We start from the raw sequence: 19,134 nt of genomic DNA, 5'->3' as shown, positions 1-19,134 counted from the left end.
TTCCTGGATGCGGAGTCCCGACCGCGTCGTCACGTCACGAGTCGCGAAGCGGTCCCCTCGCGCAGACCAGCCGGAAGGCGGAGCACCATGACCATGAGACTGCTCGCCGTGCACGCGCACCCCGACGACGAGTCGAGCAAGGGCGCGGCGACCCTCGCGCACTACCGGAGCCTCGGCGCCGAGGTCATGGTCGTCAGCTGCACCGGTGGTGAACGCGGCGATCTCCAGAACCCCGGGCTCGCCGACGTCGCGATGATCGAGCGCGACCTCCCCGGGTACCGTCGCCTCGAGATGGCTGCGGCGCAGGAGATCCTCGACATCGAGCACCGGTGGCTCGGCTACCAGGACAGCGGGATGGCCCGTGACGACGGTACGGTCCCACACGCGAGCTTCGCCGACATCCCCCTCGAGGTCTCGACCGGTGTGCTCGTGCGCATCGTCCGCTCCTTCCGACCGCAGGTCATCATCACCTACGACGAGAACGGGGGCTACCCGCACCCCGACCACATCCGGTGCCATGAGGTGAGCGTCGCCGCGTTCGAAGCGGCGGCCGATCCCGCGCGCTATCCCGAAGCGGGCGAGCCCTGGCGCGTCGACAAGCTGTACTACGACCGCTCGTTCAGCCCCGCCCGGCTCGAGGCCGTGTACGCCTACCTGTTGGAGCACCACCCCGACGACCCGGCGGTCGAGCGGCTGGCCGAGATGCGGGAGTGGATGGCCGGCCGGCCCGATCTCGCGACGACGCACGTGCCCGTCGGCGACTTCTTCGAGGCTCGCGACGCCGCGCTCCGGGCGCACGGCAGCCAGGTGCCGCCGGACTCACCGTTCTTCTTCTGGCCCAACGACGTCCTCCGTGCCGCATGGCCGTTCGAGGACTACCAACTGGTCACGTCGCACGTCGCGTCGACCACTCCAGAGTCGGAGCTGTTCGACGGCATCGACACCAGCGAAGGAACCGCATGATGCACCACCTGTTCACCGAGGTCCTGTTGGCGGTCACGCCGTCGCCGTCGCCCTCGCCGGCGTTCGACGAGAACCAGGTGACGCCGGGACCGTGGGGCTTCGTGATCACCTTCGCCATCGCCGGCATCGTCGTCTTCCTCGTCATCGACATGGTGCGTCGCGTGCGCCGTGTGAACTATCGCGCGGAGATCGACGAGCGGCTCCAGGCCGAGGTCGCCGAGCGGGCAGCCGCGGACCGCGCTGGGAGCGACACCGGTGACGCGGCCCCCGCAGGCGTCGAGGACGACTCTCGCCCGCCGTCGGACCGGTCGGCCCGCTGACACCACCACCGCGACGCCTCGCCGCTCGCCGGGAGGCGGGTCGTCAGCGGTTGTAGACCGGGTCGATCGCGATCAGCAGGATCCCGGTCCAGTGGGAGAGGAACGCGAGCACCGTGCACAGGTGGAAGAGCTCGTGGAACCCGAACCGCCCCGGCCAGGGGTTCGGGCGCTTCATCGCGTACATGACCGCGCCGACCGTGTAGAACAGGCCACCGGCGGCGACGAGCACCATCGTGGCGAAGTTGCCGCGGGCGATGTCGCCGAGGTACGCGACCGCACCCCACCCGAGTGCCAGGTAGAGCGGGACGTACAGCCACCGCGGGGCGTTGATCCAGAACACGCGGAAACCGATGCCGAGGAGCGCGCCGCCCCAGACGAGCACGAGCAGGAGGTTGCCCTGCGCCGGTGGTAGCGCGAGCACGGCGAGCGGCGTGTAGGTGCCGGCGATCAACAGGAAGATGTTGGCGTGGTCGATCCGCTTGAGGAGGAGCTTGACCGAGGGTCGCCAGGAGAACCGGTGGTAGAGCGCCGAGTTCCCGAAGAGCAGCATCGAGGTGAGCACGAACACCGTCGAACTCCACTTCGCGGCCGCACCCTGTGCGAGCACGACGAGGACGATGCCGGCGACGATCGAGATGGGGAAGATCCCGGCGTGCAGCCATCCGCGCCAGGTCGGTTTGACCTCCTCCGGTGCGGCGGCATCGTCGGCGGCGACCTCGAGCAACGGCAGCTTCGGCAGCTCGGGATCTCCACTCGTCATGGGTCCAGGATACGGGGTGGCACGGAACCCGTACTGGGAGCGATGCAGGAAACTGCACTAGCGTTGCAGGGTGATGACGAGGCATTCCGCACCGGTGGACGGCTTCCTGTACGGCGTCTACGCACGGCGCCTCCGGAAGGCGCTCACTCCGCAGACGCTGCCGCACCATGTCGCGATGATCATCGACGGCAACCGGCGGTGGGCCAAGCAGCTCGGGTACGACACCGCGGCGCACGGCCACCGGGCCGGTGCGGCGAAGATGCGTGAGTTCCTGACCTGGTGCGACGATCTCGGCATCGGCGTCGTCACCCTGTACCTGCTGTCGAGCGACAACCTGGTGAACCGCGCGCCGGACGAGCTGGACGACCTCGTCGACATCATCGCCGACCTCGCCGAGGGGCTGTCGCACTACCGTGACTGGCGCGTGAAGCACGTCGGTTCGAGCGACGGTCTCCCGGAGTCGCTGCGCACGGCGTTGACGAGTGCTGAGGAGCGCACGGCCGACCGTGCCGGCATGCACATCAACCTCGCGGTCGGCTACGGCGGTCGCACCGAGATCGTGGACGCGATGCGCGCGATCGTCGCCAAGCACCACCTCGAGGGTCGGAGCCTGGAAGACCTCGCGGCGCTGCTCACCCCCGACCTCATCGGTGAGCACCTCTACACGGGAGGCCAGCCCGACCCCGACCTCGTCATCCGCACCAGCGGCGAACAGCGGATGAGTGACTTCATGCTCTGGCAGAGCGCCCATAGCGAGTTCTACTTCGTCGAGGCGCTCGGGCCCGACCTCCGCGAGGTCGACTTCCTCCGCGCCCTCCGCGACTTCTCCAGACGGCAGCGGCGGTTCGGCGGATGAGCCGGTCCACGCCCGCCTCGGAGCCGGACGAGCCGGAGACGGCGTCCCGGTTGGAGACCTTCCAAGCAGGATTCGGTGAGGTCGACGGCTATCTCAACTACGGCAGTGTCGGTCCGTTGGCCGCGTCCGTCGTCCTCGAGGCCGCCCGCTGGAACGACGTGCTCGCGAGCGCGACGCCCGGAACGCTCGGCGCGGTCGACGGGCAAGACGAACGGATGCGGACCGCCGTCGGGACGCTCACCGGGTTCCGCGCCGACCAGGTCGTCGCCCAGCCCAACACCTCGCAGGGCCTCATGCACGCGATGTTCGGTCTGAGCGGCACGGTCCTGCTCTCCCGCCTGGAATACCCCACGCTGCCGCTCGCCGCGGAGCGGGCCGCCGAGCACCGGCACGTGCTCACGCCGAGATGGCTCGAGACGCGACGCGGACACGTGACGGCCGAGAGCGTGCACGAACAGCTCGACGACACCGTCACCGCCGTGGCCGTGAGCCTCGTCGACTACCGCACCGGATACGTCTGCGACCTCGAAGCCGTCCGCGAGGTGATCGGCGACCGCCTCCTGATCGTCGACGCCATCCAGGGCTTCGGCGTGGTCGACGCCCCCTACGCCGTCGCCGACGTGGTCGCCTCGGGCGGGCAGAAGTGGATGCGCGCAGGCTGGGGCACCGGATTCCTCGCCCTGAGCGACCGCGCCGTCGAGCGGCTCGAGCCGGTCTTCTCGGGCGTGACCGGCACCGACGAGGCCTGGCCGTTCAGCGCTACCCCGGCACCGAGCCGATCCGTGCGCGCATACTCGATCACCAGGCCCGACCCGCTCGCGGCGGCGCGGTTCGCGGCGTCCTTGGAGGACACGGTCGCCGTCGGGACCGCGACGGTGCACGCGGCGATCGCCGAGCTCACGGCCGAGGTGATCGAGCTCGCGGACGAGTTCGGTGTCGCGGTGGTCTCCTCGCGAGACGAACACGATCGCGCGGGCATCGTCGTCCTGGAGCCGGAGGAGTCCGTCCTCGACACGCTGTGGACCTCGCTCGAGAACCACGGCGTCACCGCGACGATCCGCGCCGGGGCCGTGCGGCTCAGCGTGCACGCCGGCACCAGTCGGCAGACGCTGGACCGACTGCGCGGTGCGCTGCTCTCGTTCGCGACGGCCGCGAGCTACTGAGCCGCCGTCCGACCACCGGCGGTCCAGGAGACGGCCCTCATCTGTTCACCTCCCCGTAACAGGACACGGGGCGTGTCGTCGCACCGATGTCGGTGGCCGGACGTACGTTCATCTCATCGGGCATGGAGCCCGGTCGAGACGGCCACACAAGTTCGGCTCGAAACCCTGCAGGCGGCCGTTTCGCACAGTGATCCGAGCATCAGATGCTCGGGGTGGGAGTGGTTGTGGCCTCGCGAGAAATCCAGAACACGTCAGCCGACATCGAGACGCGGGATGCGTCGACGAGACCGAGCCGACGACCTGCCGACCACACGGTGAGCGGGGGAGATCAGGCGCAGGCCGAGATCACCTACGTGCTCGACACCTCCGTGCTGCTGTCGGACCCCAAGGCGCTCTTCCGGTTCGCCGAGCACGCCGTCGTCATCCCGGTCGTCGTCATCAGCGAGCTCGAGGGCAAGCGCAACGACCCCGAGATCGGCTACTTCGCACGTCAGGCACTCCGCATCCTCGACGAGCTCCGCATCGAGCACGAACGCCTCGACTTCCCGATCCCGGTCGGTGACGGCGGATCCCTGCGGGTCGAACTCAACCACTCGAGCATGGCCTCGCTGCCGTCCGGTCTCCAGCTCGGCGACAACGACTCGCGCATCCTCGCGGTCGCGCTGAACCTGGCGAACGACGGCCTGACGGTCACGGTGGTGTCCAAGGACCTGCCGCTGCGCGTCAAGGCGGCGTCCATCGGTCTGCAGGCGGAGGAGTACCGGGCGGAACTCGCGGTCGACTCCGGCTGGACGGGCATGTCCGAGATCACCCTCGGCTCCGAGGACATGAGCACGCTGTGGGAGCGCGAGGAGGGGACGACGCCGATCATCGAGGACCTGCCGATCAACACCGGCCTTGTGATCCACTCCGACCGGGGATCCGCACTCGGGCGGGTCACGGGCAAGCGCAGCTACAAGCTCGTCCGCGGCGACCGCGACGTCTTCGGTCTGCACGGACGCTCGGCCGAGCAGCGGCTCGCGATCGACCTCCTGCTCGACCCCGAGATCGGGATCCTCTCGCTGGGAGGTCGAGCCGGGACGGGGAAGTCCGCGCTCGCCCTCTGCGCGGGTCTGGAGGCCGTCCTCGAGCGACAGGCGCACAAGAAGATCATGGTGTTCCGGCCGCTGTACGCGGTCGGCGGCCAGGAGCTCGGGTACCTGCCCGGCGACCAGGGCGAGAAGATGAACCCCTGGGGACAGGCGATCTTCGACACGCTCGGCGCGGTCGTCTCGCAGAACGTGCTCGACGAGGTGGTGGAGCGGGGCATCCTCGAGGTGCTGCCGCTGACGCACATCCGAGGCCGTTCGCTCCACGACGCCTTCGTGATCGTCGATGAGGCGCAGTCGCTCGAACGCAACGTGCTCCTCACGGTCCTCAGCCGGATCGGGCAGAACTCGCGGGTCGTCCTCACGCACGACGTCGCCCAGCGCGACAACCTGCGCGTCGGCCGCCACGACGGCGTCGCCTCGGTGATCGAGACGCTCAAGGGGCACCCGCTGTTCGCGCACGTCACGCTGACGCGCTCGGAGCGCTCGGCCATCGCGGCACTCGTGACCGAGATGCTCGAAGGGAACGAGCTGGCCTAGCGGCCGTCGGCAGAGCGGGCCGACAAGGCTCGCTCCGCCGCCTCCGGCCGCCTGTGGAGAACGCCGGAGGCCGGCACGATGATCCTCCTATCCTGACGGGATGCCCTCGCGACCGACCTCCACCGGCGGGCGGCTCCGCCCGCGTGTCGCCACCGCGGCGATGGCCGGCTCGACGCTGCTGCTCGTGGCGGTCACTCCGGGCCGACTCGACCCCGACCCGCGTCCGGTCGTCATCGTGCTCGTCTGGCTCGCCTGCATCACGCCGCCGCTCGTGCGCATCGACGTCGCGGAGCGGCGGCTCCCGAACCGTCTCGTGCTGCCGGCGCTCACCATCGCGGTGCCGCTCACGGCCATCGATGCCGCAGTGCGTCAGGTGGCCCCGCTCGAACCGCTCCTGATGGGGTCCGCGGTCGGCGCCGTCCTGTACGCATGCGCCCTCTTCGGCGGGCTGGGCATGGGGGACGTGAAGCTCGGCGCGCTGCTCGGCCTCGCGGTCGGCTGCTTCGGGACGTCCGCGGTGCTGCTCTTCGCGGTGGTGTCGGTCTTTTCGGCCGGCCTCGCGGGTGTGGTCGTCGTGCTTCTCGCACGCTCACATGGTGGCTCCGCTGGCTGGCGCACCCGCATCCCGTTCGGCCCGTTCCTGCTCCTCGGCTGCTGGAGCGCGGTCGCCGCCACGGCGTGACCACACGGACGGAGACGGCCCCGGAACCGCGAGGGTTCCGGGGCCGTTCGGTGTTTCGACGAGCGGGTCGACTCAGCCGGGGTGCGTCATCGAGAGGACGTCGAGCGCCGTGTCGAGCTGCTCCTCCGTGATCTCGCCGCGTTCGACGAAGCCGAGGTCGACGACGGCCTCGCGGACGGTGAGGCCCTTGGCGACGGAGTGCTTGGCGATCTTCGCCGCCGACTCGTAGCCGATGATCTTGTTCAGCGGGGTGACGATCGACGGCGAGGAGCCGGCGAGTGCCGCAGCGCGGTCGAGGTTGGCCTCGAGGCCGTCGACGGTCTTGTCGGCGAGGACCCGGGTCGCGTTCGACAGGAGACGGATGCTCTCGAGGAGCGCCGTGCCCATGACCGGGATCGCGACGTTGAGCTCGAAGGAGCCAGAGGCGCCGGCCCAGGCGATGGTCGCGTCGTTGCCGACGACCCGTGCGCCGACCATCAGGACGGCCTCCGGGATCACGGGGTTCACCTTGCCGGGCATGATCGAGGATCCCGGCTGGAGGTCGGGGATGTGCAGCTCTCCGAGACCGGTGTTCGGGCCGGAGCCCATCCAGCGGAGGTCGTTGCAGATCTTCGTGAGGCTGACCGCGATGACCCGGAGGGCTCCCGAGGCGTCGACGAGTCCGTCGCGTGCGCCCTGGGCCTCGAAGTGGTCCTGCGCCTCGGTGATGGGCAGCTCGGTCTCCTGCGCGAGCAGCTCGATGACGAGCTGGGGGAAGCCCTTCGGCGTGTTGATGCCGGTGCCCGTCGCGGTCCCGCCGAGCGGGACCTCTGCGACGCGGGGGAGCGCCGTGCGCACACGCTCGATGCCGAGACGCATCTGGCGCGCGTAGCCACCGAACTCCTGGCCGAGGGTGACCGGCGTGGCGTCCATGAGGTGCGTCCGGCCCGGCTTCACCGCGGTCTTCCACAGCTCGGCCTTGCGCTCCAGCGAGACGGCCAGGTGGTCGAGGGCCGGGATGAGTTCGTCGATGAGGGCGCTCGTGACGGCGATGTGCACGGAGGTCGGGAAGACGTCGTTGGAGGACTGCGAGGCGTTGACGTGGTCGTTGGGGTGCACCGGGCTGCCGAGGCGCGCGCTCGCGAGCGTCGCCAGAACCTCGTTCATGTTCATGTTCGACGAGGTGCCGCTGCCGGTCTGGTAGGTGTCGACCGGGAACTGCGCGTCGTGCGCGCCGGTGATGACCTCGTCGGCCGCTGCGGCGATCGCGTCGGCGACACCCTGGTCGAGGACGCCGAGCTTGGCGTTGGCGAGTGCCGCGGACTTCTTGATCCGGGCCAGTGAGGCGATCTGCGCCGACTCGAGCCCGCTGCCCGAGATCGGGAAGTTCTCGACCGCCCGCTGCGTCTGCGCACCGTAGAGCGCGTTCGCGGGGACCCGCACCTCACCCATGGTGTCGTGTTCGATGCGGTACTCGGTTGCTGAGGTGTCTACCACGCTGTTCGTTCTCCTTCGTGCGATTGCGGTGGTGCTGCGCTCGACCGGTCGGTGAGCGGGGTGGAGGTCATTCGGGGACGGTGACGTCGCCGATCACGATGTCGGCGACGGCGGTGCCCTCGAGGAGCTTGTAGTTCGCGCCGATGATGGCGACCGTCCCGGCCGCCACGGCGTCGCTGATGAGCTCGGAGCGCGAGACGACCTCCATGACGGTGCGGCGGAGGTGGCGTCGTCCGACCTCGGAGGTGTCGACGGAGGCCGCGTCGATCGGTGCGGGGCCGGCGACCGCGCTCACGGCGGGGACGATCTGCTGGATCAGCTGGTCGATGTACGGGGGGAGCGGGGTGGCGTCCTCGATCTGCGAGTCGATCGCCGCGCGGACGGCGCCGCACTCGTCGTGCGCGAGCACGAGGATGAGTGGGACCTGCAGGACGCCGACGGCGTACTCCAGGGTGCCGAGCACCGAGTCGGAGACGATCTGGCCGGCGTTGCGGACGACGAAGAGGTCGCCGAGCCCTTTGTCGAAGATGATCTCGGCCGCGAGGCGGGAGTCGGAGCAGCCGAAGATGACCGCCTCCGGGGCCTGGGAGTGCGCGAGGGTGGCGCGGCGTTCGACGTCCTGGCGGGGGTGGGCGGGCTGACCGGCGACGAACCGCGCGTTCCCGCGCTGCATCTCGCGCCAGACGGCACCGGGGCGCTTCTGGGTCATTCTGAGTCCGTTTCTGCAGGGGCGCCCGGCGGGGCGTCGAGGTTGGCGGTGACCCCGGTGCGCACGGAGCGTGCGACATCGAGGACGTACTCGGGCTTCGCCGTGCCGAACACGGCGACCGTGCTCCGACCTGCGACGGTCGACAGGGCGTACGCGACGTTACCGTCGTCGGAGCCGCTGCCGTTCGCGTATTCGACCCACTCGACGCCGTCGATCGTGACGGTTCCGGTGGGGCGTGCTTCGTCGAGCTCGGCGAGGAGCCAGGTGTCGTTGGCGTCCACGCCTTGCACGAGGCCGACGAACTCGTCGTCGGGGGAGATGAGTCCGACGTTCCAGGAGCGGATGTCGGGCGTGCCGGCGACCGGTGAGGCTGCGGTGCGGACGTCGGCGTAGTTGCTGCCCCAGTCGTCGCCGAGCTCGGGGGTGAGGAGCGGGACGGGGAGGTCGGGCTGCGCCTGGCCGGCGAGCTGCGCGTAGTCGACGGTCGGGCGTTCCGGGGCCTCGCCTCGGGGCACGGCGAGCACGATCACGACCACGAGGCCGACCGTGGCCAGGAGCGACAGGACGAGGTTGTTGACGGTCTTGCGGGAGCGGTACAGGCGGGAGTTCTCCGCCTTGCGGTCGGCGGTCTCCTGCGGCGTCTCGGGGCGGCCGAGCTCGGCCACGACGCGCGGCGGCTTCGTGCCCTTCACCGCGGTGCGTCCGGAGTGCCGGATCCGAGCTGGGCGGCGCGTGCCGCGTCCAGCCGTGCCTTCGCGCCGATCAGCCACTCCTCGCAGCGCTGGGCGAGCTGTTCGCCGCGCTCCCAGAGGCGGAGGGAGTCCTCGAGCGACGCCGAGCCCTGCTCCAGCTCGGACACGACACGCACGAGCTCGTCGCGTGCCTGCTCATAGCTGAGCTCCTGGACATCGGAGGGGGTTGGCATGCTTCTATCCTATTCGTCGTCGGTCCGGGCGGCAGCCGTGGCCGGGCCGGTACTGGAGGCGCCGATCGCGCCGGAGGCGAGGGTGACCAGGAGCTCCGTCCCGGCGGGCGCGTCGCCCTCGGCACGGATGACCGCGCCACCCGGGACGCCGGCCTCCGGGTCCGCTCGTTGGACGATGGCGTAGCCGCGGTCGAGCGTGCGCTGCGGCGACAGGGCGCGGAGGTGTGCGCGGAGTTCCGTCACCTCGCGCTGGGAGCGCTCGACGGCGCGGTCGATGAGCTCGGCACCCCTGGCGACCGTTCGGGTCAGCTCGTCCGCCCGCGAGTCGACGATCCAGGACGGGTCGGCGAGCGCGGGACGGGTGCGGAGCGTCGCGAGTCGGTCGATCTCGTGACCGAGCAACGAGGTCACCCGGGAGGACAACCGGACGCGGGCCTGCTGCACGCGAGCGAACTCCTCCGCGACGTCGGGGACGACCCGCTTGGCGGCATCGGTCGGTGTGGAGGCACGGAGGTCGGCGACGTCGTCGAGCAACGGGCGGTCCGCCTCGTGGCCGATGGCGCTCACGAGGGGTGTGGTGCAGGCGGCCGCGGCACGGACCACGCGTTCGTCGCTGAACCCGAGGAGGTTCTGGAAGTCGCCACCGCCGCGCGCGACGATGATGACGTCGACCTCGGGGTCGGCGTCGAGCGTCTGCAGAGCGCTCACGACGTCGCCGGGGGTGCGGTCGCCCTGGACGGCGGCGTGGACGACGCGGAACCGGACCGAGGGCCAGCGCAGTTCCGCGTTGCGCAGGACGTCCTTCTCGGCGTCGGAGTCCTTGCCGGTGACCAGCCCGATGCACTGCGGGAGGAACGGGAGCGGGCGCTTGCGCGACGCGTCGAAGAGCCCCTCCTCGGCGAGCTGCCGACGGAGTCGCTCGAGTCGCTCGAGGAGGTCGCCGATACCGACGTGCTTCATCGCCATGACCTGCATGGTGAGTGTGCCGCCCTTGAGCCAGTAGTTCGGCTTGACCAACGCGACCACGTGGTCGCCCTGTTTGAGGTCGGCGGGGATCTTCGCGCGGACGGACGACCAGATGGTGAACCCGACCGTCGCATCGATCTCGAGGTCTTTGAGCTTGCCGTAGACGTTGCCGCCCGAGGCGCCCCACTGCGTGATCTCGCCCTCGACCCAGACCGTGCCGAGGCGGTCGATGTAGTCGCGGAGCTTCGTGCCGAGGAGCGCGACCGGCCAGGGGGCTTCCATGGTGGCCGGTGCATCGCTCATCCCTCAAGCTTAGCCGCGAGCAGCGACGGCGCGCCGGTCGCGGACCACCCGGCCGTTCACGGCCGACTCCCGAGCGCTGCCGCGTAGAATCCACACGTGACCGATCTCCGCGACGCCCCAGCCATCGGCCTCGGCATGCCGAGGCTCCGACGTATCGCCGGACGCCTCGCAGACCTCCCCGTCGCCGGGGAGAAGCGCGTCCTGCTGGCAGCCCCGCGCGGTTACTGCGCCGGCGTGGACCGCGCGGTCGTCGCCGTCGAGAAGGCGCTCGAGCACTACGGCGCGCCGGTGTACGTCCGGAAGCAGATCGTCCACAACGTGCACGTCGTCGATCAGCTCGAGGCCCAGGGCGCCGTGTTCGTGGAAGAGGTCGACGAGGTGCCGTCCGGCGCGCACATCGTCTTCAGTGCGCATGGCGTCTCGCCCGCCGTGGTCGATGCCGCCGCCGACCGCGGGCTGCTCGCGATCGACGCCACCTGCCCGCTCGTCACGAAGGTCCACCGCGAGGCCGTGCGCTTCGCCCGCGACGACTACGAGATCCTGCTCATCGGACACGAGGGGCACGAGGAGGTCGAGGGCACGGCCGGTGAGGCGCCCGACCACGTCACGCTCGTGACGAGCCCGGAAGCCGTCGACGACCTCGTCGTCGCCGACCCCGACAAGGTCGTGTGGCTCTCGCAGACCACGCTGTCGGTGGACGAGACCATGGAGACGGTCCGCCGCCTGCGCGAGCGGTTCCCGAAGCTCCAGGATCCGCCGAGCGACGACATCTGCTACGCGACCCAGAACCGTCAGGTGGCCATCAAGAAAGTTGCCCAGGACGCTGACCTCGTGATCGTGGTCGGGTCGGCGAACTCCTCGAACTCGGTGCGTCTCGTGGAGGTCGCGCTCGAGTACGGCGCGAAGGCCGCCTACCGCGTCGACTACGCGAACGAGATCCAGCAGGCCTGGCTCGACGGCGTCGTCACGGTCGGTGTCACGAGCGGCGCCTCCGTGCCGGAGGTCCTCGTCGACGAGGTCCTCGAAGAGCTCTCCGGTGCCGGCTACGGCGCGGTGCAGGAAGTCAAGACGGCCGAGGAGGACCTCATGTTCTCCCTGCCGAAGGAGCTGCGCAAAGACCTTGCCGGCACGACCGATCCGCGCGCCCTGGGAGGGCGTCGACCATGAGCGAATCCCGCCCCCGTCCGCAGTTCGGTGAATACGCGTCCCCCGAGGAGCAGCGTGCCCGGATCGCCGAGCCCATCGACGAGCAGCGGGCGGAGGAGCTCGGCATCGCGCCGGTCGTCCCCGTCGGACGGCAGCCACGGCAGCAGCAGGAGCCGACCCTCCGCGAGCAGACGCGCGAGCAGGCGCATGAGCCTGGGGTGATGCAGCCGGGCGCTCCGACCGTGACCGCTAGACGTCCTGTCGCCGGAGACCGCATCGCGACGTCGATCCTGCTCGGACTCGGCCTCGTCGGCCTGATCGTGACCATGCCGGGCCTGCTCGACCTCCCGGGCCTGATCCGCCCGGCACTCGTGCAGATGGGTGTCTCGGGATACTCCTCGGACGGTCTCGCGAGCGCCATGGGCATCCTGGCGCTCGGTCTCCAGATCGCCCTGTGGGTGGGCGCCATCATCCTGTCGAGCCGGTCGCTCCGCGCGGGTCGATTGACCTTCTGGATCCCGCTCGTCGCCGGTGTCGCGGCGAACCTGGTCGTGGTGATCTGTCTCGCCGTGGCCATGGGCGCCGACCCGGCGTTCATGGAGTACGTCCGCTCGCAGCAGCCGTAGTCATCCACACACGAAGAACGGGCCCGGCAGCGATGCCGGGCCCGTTCTGTTCGTGCAGGTGACTAGGAGGTGCTGGTGCCGTACGAGCCGAGCTGCTTCGTCGACTCCACGACGCGAGCGGCCATCGCCGACTCGGCGACCTTGCCCCAGGCACGGGGGTCGTAGAGCTTCTTGTTGCCGACTTCGCCGTCGAGCTTCAGCACGCCCTCGTAGTTCGAGAGCATGTAGCCGGCGATCGAGCGGGTGAACGCGTACTGCGTGTCGGTGTCGATGTTCATCTTGACGACACCGTTCGCGACGGCCTCGGCGATCTCGGCGTCGGTGGAACCCGATCCGCCGTGGAACACGAGGTCGAGCGGCTTGGGGCCGTGGCCGTACTTGGCGGTGAGGCCGTCCTGGATGGTCTTCAGCAGCTCGGGCTGGAGCTTGACGTTACCGGGCTTGTAGACGCCGTGCACGTTGCCGAAGGTGAGGGCGGCCATGTAGCGACCCTGCTCGCCGAGGCCGAGCGCCTCGACGGTCGCGATGGCGTCGTCGAGGGTGGTGTACAGGTGCTCGTTGATGTCGTGGCTGACGCCGTCCTCTTCGCCGCCGACGACGCCGATCTCGACCTCGAGGATGGCGTTGATGGCCTTGGTGCGCTTCAGCATCTCGGTCGCGATCTCGAGGTTCTCTGTGAGCGGGACCGCCGAGCCGTCCCACATGTGGGACTGGAAGATCGGGTTGCGACCGGCCTTGACCTCTTCTTCGGAGGCGGCGATGAGCGGCATGACGAAGCCGTCGAGCGCGTCCTTCGGGCAGTGGTCGGTGTGGAGCGCGACGGTGACGGGGTAGTTCTTGGCGACCTCGGTGGCGAACTTCGCGAAGGCGATCGCGCCGGCGGCGCGGTTCTTCACGGTGTGGCCGGCGAAGTAGTCGGCGCCGCCCGTGGTGACCTGGATGATGCCGTCGGAACCGGCCTCGGTGAGGCCCTGGAGGACGGAGTTGATGGTCTGGCTGCTCGAGACGTTGAACGCCGGGTACGCGAACCCGTTCGACTTCGCCTTGTCGAGCATCGCTGCGTACTGTTCCGGGGTGGCGACGGGCATGTCTTCTCCTTGCGTGGGGACGATTCGCCTTGAAGTCTAGTGACTCGGGCTCCGAGGCATACGGCACGATGGGGACATGATCGAGCGCGCCCCGGACACCGACCTCCTCGACGGCTTCCTCGACGCCACGCGGGCCGCCGCTGCCGCCGTCGCGGGTCTCGTGGGTGGCGGCGACGGCATGCGGATCGACGGGGTCGCCGTCGACGCGCTCCGCCGGGCGCTCGAATCGCTCCCGGTCGACGGGCGCGTCGTCGTGGGGGAGGGCGAGAAGGACCAGGCGCCCATGCTCTTCGTGGGCGAACGCTTCGGCACGGGTGCGGGGCCGGCGATCGACCTCGCCGTCGACCCCGTGGACGGCACCAAGCTCGCGGCCACCGGGAAGCCGGACTCCGTCGCCGTGATCGCCATCGCCCCGCGCGGTGCGATGTTCGACATCGGCCCGGCGTACTACCTCGAGAAGCTCGTCGCGGCTGGTGCGGGACGCGAGCTGTCGCTCGGCGACCCGATCGCGGTGACCCTCGACCGGCTCGCCGCGCGGCTGGGGCGGCCGGTCGAGCAGCTGCGCGTCGCGGTCCAGGACCGTCCTAGGAACGCGGCGACCGCCCAGGCCGTGACCGCCGCCGGTGCCGAGCTCGTGAGCTTCACGGATGGCGACGTCGCCCTGTCACTGCGGGCCGCGGCCGCCGACGGCGACCTCGATCTGCTCCTCGGCGTGGGCGGGGCCCCGGAGGGCATCCTCACGGCTGCCGCGGTCCGGGCCCTCGATGGCTGGATGACGGCGCGCTTCGCACCGCAGTCGCCGGAGGAACGGGCGCGGCTTATCGAGGCAGGGACCGATCTCGAACGCGAGGTCCCGCTCGACGAACTCTGCCGCGACGACGCCTGGCTGCTGCTCAGCGCCGTCACGTCGACCGCGCTCGCCGCCGGAGCCGAACTCGCCGGAGTCCGGGCCGGCGCTGACGACGGTGTCACGGTCGAGTCCGTCGTCGTCGGTCCCGGGAGCCCGCTGACGAGGTCACGGAAGCGCCTCGATCGAGACGCACTCGGCGGCCTTCCCGGCCCGGTTCGATAGGCTGAAACCCTCATCCACCGAAGCGTCGTGTCCCACGAGGCGAGCGATCCATGGAGGATCCAGTGACCCAGCCTGAAACCGGCTCCCACTATCTGCAGCCCGACCGCAACCTCGCCATGGAGCTCGTGAGAGCGACGGAGGCCGCCGCGATCCGGGCGGCGCCGTTCATCGGGCGAGGCGACAAGAACGCCGCCGACGGTGCGGCGGTCGACGCCATGCGCGCCTTCCTCGGCACCGTCAACTTCGACGGCGTGGTCGTCATCGGCGAGGGCGAGAAGGACGAAGCGCCCATGCTCTTCAACGGCGAGCACGTCGGCAACGGCCGCGGCCCGTCCTGCGACATCGCGGTCGACCCGATCGACGGCACGAGCCTCACCGCCGCCGGCCGGCAGAACGCCCTCTCCGTCATCGCCGTGTCCGACCGTGGCAGCATGTTCGACCCGTCCGCGGTGTTCTACATGGACAAGATCGTCACCGGCGCCGACGGCATCGGTGTCGTCGACATCAGCCAGTCCATCGGCGACAACATCCGCGAGCTCGCAAAGGCCAAGGGCAAGCAGCCCGAGGACATCCGCGTCGCCGTCCTCGACCGACCGCGCCACGCGCAGCTCATCGAGGAGATCCGCGCGGCCGGAGCTGGAACGCGTCTGCTGCTCGACGGCGACGTCGCGGGTGGCATCAACGCCGCGCGCTACGACTCACGGATCGACATGTGCGTCGGCATCGGCGGCACGCCCGAGGGCATCATCACCGCGTGTGCCGTGAAGGCGCTCGGTGGCCTCATCCAGGGCAAGCTCATGCCGAAGGACGACGCCGAACGCGAGCGTGCGCTCGCGGCCGGTCACGACCTCGACCGTGTCCTCGGCGCGAACGACCTCGTCCGCGGCGACAACACGTACTTCGTCGCGACGGGCGTCACCCACGGTGAACTCGTCGACGGCGTGCAGCGCAAGGGTCCGATCATTCGCACCGAGAGCCTCGTGCTGCGGTCGCGTTCCGGCACCATCCGTCGTGTCGAGGCGGACCACCTCGCTGCGAAGTGGCTGTAGCCGCTCCTCCAGCAGCGCGAAGCGCCCGGTTCCACCTCACGGTGGTGCCGGGCGCTTCGTCGTGCGGCGTTCGCGCCGGTCAGTCCTGAAGCCGGTGCGCGAGCCGGGCCTCGAGCTCGCTCGGCTCGGCATCGGACGGCTCCGGCGAGGGCTGCGCCTCCGGTGCGGTGAGGCGCTTCGGTGAGGCGTCGCTTTGGCTCACCTGACCGATGACCGTCGCCTCGTCGAGGGCGTCGAGCTTGCGCGCCGTGACGAGCACGCGGGTCTCGAACGACGAGGCGAACTGGTTGTAGTTGGTGACCGTGCTCTCGATCGAACGGCGCAGGCGGTCGGCGTGGTCCGACAGCGTCGAGAGCCGCTGGTAGAGCTCCTTGCCGAGGTCGAACAGTCGCTTCGCGTCCTCGGTGAGGACGTCCTGCTGCCAGGTGAACGCGACCGTCTTGAGGACCGCCCACAGGTTGACGGGGGAGGCGAGGGCGACCCGTTTGCCGAAGGCGTAGTCGAGCAGGCTCGCGTCGGCCTCGAGCGCTGCGGCGAGGAGCGACTCGCTCGGGATGAAGCAGATGACGAACTCCGGGCTCGACTCGAGGCCGCGCCAGTACCCCTTCGCCGCGAGGGCGTCCACGTGCGACCGCACGGCCTTCACGTGCTGCGCGAGGAGGGCGGTGCGTCGCGCGGCCTCCTCGCCCGTCGCGGTGACGGGGATGGTGCTGGCTTCGAGGTACTGCGCGAACGGCACCTTCGCGTCGACCGCGATCGACTTGCCGCCGGGGAGCCGCACGACCATGTCGGGTCGGCCGACGCCGTTGTCGGAGGTGATGCTCGACTGCAGGTCGAAGTCGACGCGCTGCGTGAGGCCCGCGGCTTCGACGACGTTGCGGAGCTGGGTCTCACCCCAGACGCCGCGGGTCGCGTTGTTCCGGAGCGCCGAGGCGAGCGACTCCGTCGTGGACCGCAGGCGTTCCTCGGACTCCGAAGCCGTCTTCAGTTGTTGTGCGAGCTCGCCGTGCTGTCGGCTGCGCTGCTGCTCGAGTTCCGCGACCTTCGCCTGCATGTGTTCGAGGCTGTGCTGCACGGGCGCGAGGGCCTGCAGGACCTGACTCTCCTCGTGTTCCTGGCGCGATCGTCGTTCGGCGTCGGCGCGGTGGCGTTCGGCGAGCTCGCGGTACTGCTCGCGCTGGGCGTTCAGCTCACGCCCGAGACCGTCGGCTGTGGCGTCGAGGGCGGCGAGTTCGGCGCGCAGTGCGGCGCGGAGTTCCGCCTCCTTCGCGGAGGCGTCGGCGAGGAGCTGCGCCTGCTGGCCACGGAGGTCGGCGAGCTGGGCGGTGTGCCTGGCCTCGAGCAGCGCCGGGTCGACCGATCCCGTGCCGGTGCGCCGCTGCAGCAGGAGGACCGCCACGGCTGCGCCGATGACGAGTCCGATGAGGAGGCCGATCCCGAGGGCGAGTGCGCTGTCCATGCCCTCAGTGTGTCGCGGGCCGCCGACATCGCTCGGAGGCCGCGCGGCGACCGTGGGCTCAGGCGGCGACGGCCGTCCCGATCCGGCCGATCTTGACGCTCGTGAGCTGCGCGAGTTCGGCGATCGAGGAAGCGCCGTGGCGGGCGGCGGCGTGGATGATGATGTGCGCGGAGGCCTCGGCGTCGCCGGTGGCGTCGTGGTGCTGGAAGTCGTCGAACCCGGCGGCGAGGGCGGCCACGGGGAGCCGGTAGGAGTCGAGCTGATACGTCTTGCGGGCGACGTTGAGGCTGCACAGGTAGCTGAGGTCGGGGCAGTCGAGGCCGGTGGCTGCGCACCCACCGCGGATGACGCCCATGTCGAAGCCGGCGTTGTGTGCGACGAGCGCGTCACCCTGGGCGAAGTCGAGGAGGGTGTCGAGCTGGTCCGCCCAACCGGGCGCACCGAGGACGTCGGTCGCGACGATCCCGTGGATGCGCGTGTTCCACTCGAGGAACGCATCGTGTCCGGCGGGGGGCTGGATGAGCCAGCCCGCGCGGTCGACGACGATGCCGTCTCGGACCCTGACGAGGCCCACGCTGCAGGCGGAGGCGGGTGACGAGTTCGCGGTCTCGAAGTCGATGGCGGTGAAATCCAGTGGCACGTCCTCACCCTCGCACCAGCGTCCGACACCGCCCGGGTGGCACGCCGCATGCCGCTCGATCGACCGTGTCGATCCGTGCCCTGAGTGGAGGTGCGACCCACGGGGACGCGCGGCCAAGTACGATAGACCCTCGTGGCTCTTACTCTCGGCATCGTCGGCCTGCCCAACGTCGGCAAGTCCACCCTGTTCAACGCGCTCACGCGCAACAACGTGCTCGCAGCGAACTATCCGTTCGCGACGATCGAGCCGAACGTCGGCGTGGTCGAACTGCCCGACGCCCGGCTCGGCAAGCTCGCGGAGATCTTCGGCAGCGAGCGCATCCTGCCCGCCGCGGTGTCCTTCGTCGACATCGCCGGCATCGTCAAGGGCGCGAGCGAGGGGGAGGGGCTCGGCAACAAGTTCCTCGCAAACATCCGCGAGGCCGACGCCATCGCGCAGGTCGTGCGCGGCTTCGCCGACCCCGACGTCGTGCACGTCGACGGCGACGTGAACCCGGCCTCCGACATGGAGACCATCAACACCGAGCTCATCCTCGCCGACCTCGAGACGCTCGAGAAGGCGGTCACCCGGTTCGAGAAGGAGGTCAAGGGCAAGAAGCTCGACCCCTCCGTCCTCGCGGCGGCGAAGGAGGCGCAGGACGCGCTGAACGCCGGCACCCCGCTCTCGGCGACGAAGATCGACCTCGCGCCCATCAAGGAGCTCGGTCTCCTCACGGCCAAGCCGTTCATCTACGTCTTCAACGTCGACGAGGAGGTCCTCCAGGACCAGGCGAAGCTCGACGAGCTGGCCGCGCTCGTGGCGCCGGCGAAGGCCGTCTTCCTCGATGCGAAGCTCGAGTCGGAGCTCGTCGACCTCGACGAGGACGACGCCCGCGAGATGCTCGAGTCGACCGGCCAGACCGAGTCCGGCCTCGATCAGCTCGCACGCATCGGTTTCGCGACGCTCGGCCTGCAGACCTACCTCACGGCGGGCCCGAAGGAGTCGCGCGCGTGGACGATCCCGCAGGGTGCCAAGGCGCCCCAGGCGGCCGGCGTCATCCACACGGACTTCGAGAAGGGCTTCATCAAGGCCGAGGTCATCTCCTTCGACGACCTCGTCGAGACCGGCTCCGTCGCCGAGGCCCGCTCCAAGGGCAAGGCCCGCATGGAGGGCAAGGACTACGTCATGCAGGACGGCGACGTCGTGGAGTTCCGCTTCAACGTGTAGGTCCCATCACTGCGGCATCAACGGAAAGTCGTTAGGTACGCGGTAAGTTGATCGCGGGGCGGGCTCGTAATAAAGGGTGAGGACCAAGGGGGGTCAC

Annotated in this window: 20 protein-coding genes; 11 read left to right on the top strand and 9 right to left on the bottom strand. The window is 70.0% G+C overall.

What is annotated here, in order from left to right; genetic code table 11:
• Positions 1–87 precede the first annotated feature (87 nt).
• Complete coding sequence (gene mca, locus HOW07_RS03955; RefSeq protein ID WP_121290360.1) at positions 88–963, top strand: mycothiol conjugate amidase Mca; 876 nt, start codon at positions 88–90, stop codon at positions 961–963.
• Entirely contained in the window at positions 960–1,283 is a 324-nt protein-coding gene (locus HOW07_RS03950) for a hypothetical protein (protein WP_254628158.1), read from the top strand. Before mca ends, HOW07_RS03950 begins: the two co-directional genes overlap by 4 nt.
• A gap of 43 nt (positions 1,284–1,326) precedes the next feature.
• Here the strand turns inward: HOW07_RS03950 and HOW07_RS03945 are convergent, their stop codons facing one another.
• Positions 1,327–2,043, bottom strand: a complete 717-nt coding sequence (locus HOW07_RS03945; protein WP_175116144.1) for a hemolysin III family protein — start codon at positions 2,041–2,043, stop codon at positions 1,327–1,329.
• A gap of 73 nt (positions 2,044–2,116) precedes the next feature.
• Here HOW07_RS03945 and HOW07_RS03940 point away from each other — a divergent pair, with 73 nt between their 5' ends.
• The 4 genes from HOW07_RS03940 (at position 2,117) to HOW07_RS03925 (ending at position 6,372) form a co-directional block, all read left to right on the top strand.
• A complete protein-coding gene (locus HOW07_RS03940; RefSeq protein ID WP_064296447.1) occupies positions 2,117–2,899 on the top strand; it encodes an isoprenyl transferase in 783 nt (260 codons plus the stop codon).
• Positions 2,896–4,062, top strand: a complete 1,167-nt coding sequence (locus HOW07_RS03935; RefSeq protein WP_175116143.1) for an aminotransferase class V-fold PLP-dependent enzyme — start codon at positions 2,896–2,898, stop codon at positions 4,060–4,062. The genes HOW07_RS03940 and HOW07_RS03935 overlap by 4 nt, the downstream gene beginning before the upstream one ends.
• A 203-nt stretch (positions 4,063–4,265) precedes the next feature.
• Entirely contained in the window at positions 4,266–5,690 is a 1,425-nt protein-coding gene (locus HOW07_RS03930; protein WP_079002048.1) for a PhoH family protein, read from the top strand.
• Between the two features lie 100 nt (positions 5,691–5,790).
• Complete coding sequence (locus tag HOW07_RS03925) at positions 5,791–6,372, top strand: A24 family peptidase (RefSeq protein WP_175116142.1); 582 nt, start codon at positions 5,791–5,793, stop codon at positions 6,370–6,372.
• Between the two features lie 72 nt (positions 6,373–6,444).
• On the opposite strand, the gene HOW07_RS03920 is transcribed toward HOW07_RS03925, so the two are convergent.
• From HOW07_RS03920 to xseA, 5 genes are all read right to left on the bottom strand, one after another.
• Positions 6,445–7,848: a class II fumarate hydratase gene (locus tag HOW07_RS03920; protein WP_175116141.1), complete on the bottom strand. Its 1,404-nt coding sequence runs from the start codon at positions 7,846–7,848 to the stop codon at positions 6,445–6,447.
• Positions 7,849–7,915: 67 nt separating this feature from the next.
• The gene (locus HOW07_RS03915; protein WP_064296442.1) at positions 7,916–8,557 is read right to left on the bottom strand and encodes a carbonic anhydrase; all 642 of its coding nucleotides are present in this window, start codon (positions 8,555–8,557) and stop codon (positions 7,916–7,918) included.
• A complete protein-coding gene (locus tag HOW07_RS03910; RefSeq protein ID WP_158596546.1) occupies positions 8,554–9,249 on the bottom strand; it encodes a DUF4245 domain-containing protein in 696 nt (231 codons plus the stop codon). The genes HOW07_RS03915 and HOW07_RS03910 overlap by 4 nt, the downstream gene beginning before the upstream one ends.
• Positions 9,246–9,482 carry an exodeoxyribonuclease VII small subunit gene (locus HOW07_RS03905; RefSeq protein WP_079002054.1) on the bottom strand — a complete coding sequence of 79 codons (237 nt, stop codon included), beginning with the start codon at positions 9,480–9,482 and terminating at the stop codon, positions 9,246–9,248. The genes HOW07_RS03910 and HOW07_RS03905 overlap by 4 nt, the downstream gene beginning before the upstream one ends.
• 9 nt (positions 9,483–9,491) lie before the next feature.
• A complete protein-coding gene (gene xseA, locus HOW07_RS03900) occupies positions 9,492–10,751 on the bottom strand; it encodes an exodeoxyribonuclease VII large subunit (RefSeq protein ID WP_064296441.1) in 1,260 nt (419 codons plus the stop codon).
• A 135-nt stretch (positions 10,752–10,886) separates the two neighbouring features.
• Between xseA and HOW07_RS03895 the strand changes: the two genes are divergently transcribed.
• Complete coding sequence (locus HOW07_RS03895) at positions 10,887–11,918, top strand: 4-hydroxy-3-methylbut-2-enyl diphosphate reductase (RefSeq protein WP_064296574.1); 1,032 nt, start codon at positions 10,887–10,889, stop codon at positions 11,916–11,918.
• On the top strand, positions 11,915–12,523 hold the full coding sequence (locus tag HOW07_RS03890) for a DUF6264 family protein (protein WP_175116140.1): 609 nt from the start codon (positions 11,915–11,917) through the stop codon (positions 12,521–12,523). The genes HOW07_RS03895 and HOW07_RS03890 overlap by 4 nt, the downstream gene beginning before the upstream one ends.
• A gap of 62 nt (positions 12,524–12,585) precedes the next feature.
• Here HOW07_RS03890 and fbaA read toward each other — a convergent pair whose 3' ends face one another.
• Positions 12,586–13,611: a class II fructose-bisphosphate aldolase gene (gene fbaA / locus HOW07_RS03885; protein ID WP_064296439.1), complete on the bottom strand. Its 1,026-nt coding sequence runs from the start codon at positions 13,609–13,611 to the stop codon at positions 12,586–12,588.
• Positions 13,612–13,687: 76 nt separating this feature from the next.
• Here fbaA and HOW07_RS03880 point away from each other — a divergent pair, with 76 nt between their 5' ends.
• Together HOW07_RS03880 and glpX are read left to right on the top strand one after the other, a co-directional pair.
• Positions 13,688–14,683, top strand: coding sequence for a fructose-bisphosphatase class II (locus tag HOW07_RS03880; RefSeq protein ID WP_175116139.1), 996 nt, complete (start codon positions 13,688–13,690; stop codon positions 14,681–14,683).
• Positions 14,684–14,733: 50 nt separating this feature from the next.
• Positions 14,734–15,732 carry a class II fructose-bisphosphatase gene (gene glpX / locus HOW07_RS03875; protein ID WP_064296437.1) on the top strand — a complete coding sequence of 333 codons (999 nt, stop codon included), beginning with the start codon at positions 14,734–14,736 and terminating at the stop codon, positions 15,730–15,732.
• A 79-nt stretch (positions 15,733–15,811) separates the two neighbouring features.
• Here the strand turns inward: glpX and rmuC are convergent, their stop codons facing one another.
• The gene (gene rmuC / locus HOW07_RS03870; RefSeq protein ID WP_175116138.1) at positions 15,812–17,191 is read right to left on the bottom strand and encodes a DNA recombination protein RmuC; all 1,380 of its coding nucleotides are present in this window, start codon (positions 17,189–17,191) and stop codon (positions 15,812–15,814) included.
• A 58-nt stretch (positions 17,192–17,249) separates the two neighbouring features.
• Positions 17,250–17,831, bottom strand: a complete 582-nt coding sequence (locus HOW07_RS03865) for a 3'-5' exonuclease (protein WP_175116137.1) — start codon at positions 17,829–17,831, stop codon at positions 17,250–17,252.
• A 132-nt stretch (positions 17,832–17,963) separates the two neighbouring features.
• On the opposite strand from HOW07_RS03865, the gene ychF reads away from it, so the two are divergent.
• Positions 17,964–19,037: a redox-regulated ATPase YchF gene (gene ychF, locus HOW07_RS03860; protein ID WP_064296436.1), complete on the top strand. Its 1,074-nt coding sequence runs from the start codon at positions 17,964–17,966 to the stop codon at positions 19,035–19,037.
• Positions 19,038–19,134 lie beyond the last annotated feature (97 nt).

The organism is Plantibacter sp. MCCC 1A11337, assembly GCF_013349365.1.
Taxonomy (GTDB): Bacteria; Actinomycetota; Actinomycetes; order Actinomycetales; family Microbacteriaceae; genus Plantibacter; species Plantibacter flavus_A.
Note: the sequence above shows the minus strand (reverse complement) of the source record. Positions and strands in the feature narration are given on the sequence as shown.